At 54.9% G+C, this 2,935-nt stretch carries 5 protein-coding genes; 2 read left to right on the plus strand and 3 right to left on the minus strand.

Features of this window, described 5'->3' with window-relative positions; translation table 11 throughout:
- Positions 1-210: AMP-binding enzyme (locus ABID44_RS18565; protein WP_435521465.1), on the plus strand; the 210-nt coding region annotated here is incomplete at its 5' end.
- Positions 211-1,007: 797 nt separating this feature from the next.
- On the opposite strand, the gene ABID44_RS18570 is transcribed toward ABID44_RS18565, so the two are convergent.
- From ABID44_RS18570 to ABID44_RS18580, 3 genes are all read right to left on the minus strand, one after another.
- Positions 1,008-1,217: a cold-shock protein gene (locus tag ABID44_RS18570; protein ID WP_280198191.1), complete on the minus strand. Its 210-nt coding sequence runs from the start codon at positions 1,215-1,217 to the stop codon at positions 1,008-1,010.
- 967 nt (positions 1,218-2,184) lie between these two features.
- Positions 2,185-2,352 carry a hypothetical protein gene (locus ABID44_RS18575; RefSeq protein ID WP_354153161.1) on the minus strand — a complete coding sequence of 56 codons (168 nt, stop codon included), beginning with the start codon at positions 2,350-2,352 and terminating at the stop codon, positions 2,185-2,187.
- Entirely contained in the window at positions 2,352-2,579 is a 228-nt protein-coding gene (locus tag ABID44_RS18580; RefSeq protein WP_354153162.1) for a helix-turn-helix domain-containing protein, read from the minus strand. Before ABID44_RS18580 ends, ABID44_RS18575 begins: the two co-directional genes overlap by 1 nt.
- 131 nt (positions 2,580-2,710) lie before the next feature.
- On the opposite strand from ABID44_RS18580, the gene ABID44_RS18585 reads away from it, so the two are divergent.
- Positions 2,711-2,884: a hypothetical protein gene (locus ABID44_RS18585; protein ID WP_354153163.1), complete on the plus strand. Its 174-nt coding sequence runs from the start codon at positions 2,711-2,713 to the stop codon at positions 2,882-2,884.
- Positions 2,885-2,935: the final 51 nt, after the last annotated feature.

Genomic DNA, 2,935 nt, shown 5'->3' on the forward strand with positions numbered 1-2,935 from the left:
GCCCATGTGCGCAAGGAGATCGGGCCGATCGCCTCGCCCGACAAGATCCAGTTCACGCCGGGCCTGCCCAAGACGCGCTCGGGCAAGATCATGCGTCGCATCCTGCGCAAGATCGCCGAGGACGACTTCGCAGCCCTCGGCGACACATCAACCCTCGCAGACCCGACCGTCGTCGACGAACTCATCCAAAACAGACAAAACAGGCATTAGAGCGGTTCTGGTTTTCACCGAATCGGCAGAACCGCTCTATCTCATTGTTTTGGCCGCATTTCCGGACGCAAAACCGCTTCACACTTTTGCTGGAAATGCTCCAGGCAGCGGGGGCAGGCATGGCAATCGCTTCGCCGTGTCTGCTCAATCTTGCCGCCGGCTTCACCGGCGCGCATGGGCGCCTCTTTACTCTTCATCTTCTCGCAGGACCGGAACGAAACGAAGCAAGACGTTCTGGTGTTGCGGGTCTACTGAAGCGCTGGCCGGAAGATACGGCGAAGAGCGCGGCTTAGCCCTGCACAACCCAGCGCCGGCTGATGTGGCCGGCGCTGTGGGTGAGAATGGCCCGACGAGATCGGCGAGAAGATCAGGCCGGAAGGCGTGGAGATGGCCACGGTGGGCTTAGTTGGTTCTCGGGCATCCGGAGCATTACGCATGCTCCGGATACCGTCCCAAGTTTGTCAGACTATTTTACCCTGCGTACCGTCGCCCTCATCTTCTTCATGGGAGCGACAGGCATCTGAGCGTCTCGCGCCAAGCGGGAAGCTCTCAGACGCTCAGTCTTGGTGTCCCGCTTTGCAGCCTCCACATTCATTATTGCCCGAACATTTTTGGTGATTTCGTCGGCCTTGGATTCTTGCTTGTTAGGCTTCGGCTGAAACACGGCATTGATCAAAGATTGGTTCACAATCAGTCTCCTTGAATACGAAAAAGGCCGGGAAATCCCGACCTTCTTCTAAGCGCCTCAAAGGCCAATGCCAGTACATCCGTGGTCAAAGACCTGAAACGCAATTTTTTTAAGCGGCTTGAAGGTTGGTGGCCGACATTTTGCCCGACTTTTTGTCGCGTTCCAGTTCGAAGGATACCTTCTGCCCTTCAACCAGTTCACGCATTCCTGCGCGTTCGACTGCAGAGATGTGGACGAATGCGTCGGCATCGCCATTGTCAGGCTGGATGAAGCCAAAGCCCTTGGTGGAATTGAACCACTTAACTGTTCCATTGTTCATAGCGATTTCCTTTCAAATCGACATAGAAGATCGCCGTTTGCCCCAATGGCAAACGCCGTAAAATACGAATTTGAAGGGGAAGATCGTGAGAGCGCCGAAGCGCGAAAACAAAGTTCTACAGCAAGTTCGATGAACGTTTACTAAAGAATAATTGCAGGTAATGCAAGGCCGCAAAAATTATAAATCAATCACGCCTGGCATATGTGGGTGCATGATCGTTGTAGTCTGAGATAACGGGTCGGGTGAGGGTTGTGATCCTTTACCTGGAAATCTGAGGGCAATTGGTTAGGCCACGAACGCCAGTGCGCACAGACGTGTTCCAATCGACCAAACCGCGTGCGTACATAAGCACGTACAGCGACCAACTATCCAAAAAGACGCTACTCGCCCGCTGTAGGAATAGGCATATTCTCTCTCGAGCCAGTGCTCTGGCTGCCCGCTGATTGAGTACAGATATTCGCCTTCCTGATAAAAGGCAGGTTGATGTGTCTGGTAGTCGTACAAGTATCTTGCTGTCACAGGGAAGCCCTCCCGCGTCCGGCACGACGCGGTTGGCGGCGTCAAGCGGCTAAGGCAGCTAGTTTCTACCTTTGGCGATTGCCCTATGTTCGGCCATCGTCTTTTCAAGCAGAGTCTTGCGGCGCTGTCCCACAATCCGCTCTTGTAGTTGTTTGCCCTCATCACTGAGGTGAAGCGCGTAATCCCTGCGGGGCGGCAGGTCTATGGGCATCAAAAAAATGTGCCAGCGAACATGCTCATCCATTCCCTGTACGAGATATCGCTCGACAACCTCAAAGGCATCGTGACCATCCGGCCATTCGGAGACAATTCGATCGCCAACGGATGGCACGATGCCCCAAAGGCGTCGAGGCTGTGCTCAACGGCGTGGCTAGCTTCCGCAGCGCCATCGAGCCAAGACACCCATACTGTGTGCGCTTTGCTCATAGCAAAGTTTTCCGCCAGCCGTTCAGGATCGTGGCCAAGGTAGAAAACTCTCGTCAAACTCATCGCGGCTGAAATAGTCCAATACACGTTGGCCTTCAGCGGTTTCAAATTTGTCACCTAATAGGGTGCCGATGATCTGATAAGCCTGCGCCAATTTTTCTTCGAGTTGATCTTGAGTCAATCCGGTCATCATCTTTCCTTCCGAAGGCTCACCACCCCATCGCCCCGCTCGTCGTTGATGAACTCGACGCCGGCGGCTTCGAGTGCGGTGCGAATGGCCTGCACCGTGCGCGGCATAAGTTCTTCACCTCGCTCTAGTCGCGAAACCGTATCGACTGAAACGGCAGCGGCCTGCGCCAAATCTCTTACGCCCCACCCCAGCGCTGCGCGGGCCATTTTGCTTTGAACAGCGTTCATCGTAACCCTGTACCGATTATGTTAGGTTATCAGTACCACATACCGATTTCGTGACGCAACGATGAGCCGCCGCCTGCTTAACGTTTCATTACCAGACGCCTTCCGACTTCATCGACATCGACGGCCAATTGATGTCGCTCGAAAGGGCAGCGCGGATTCTCTGCTGGCTTGCCGAAGAGTGCGAAAGCAACCTTACCGCAGTGAAGGGGCGCTTCCTGCCGGCGAGCGTGGAGGTGTTCGATGAACTTGTCGTTGAGCAGGCTGAGGTGGACCCGTCTGGTGAGACAGCTTGGCGGCTTGGCTAAGGTGGATCGGGTTGGTTTCTACGCCGCCAATTGCTCCGTCATTTGTGCCGT

The organism is Aquamicrobium ahrensii, from assembly GCF_040545755.1.
GTDB classification, from domain to species: Bacteria; Pseudomonadota; Alphaproteobacteria; order Rhizobiales; family Rhizobiaceae; genus Mesorhizobium; species Mesorhizobium ahrensii.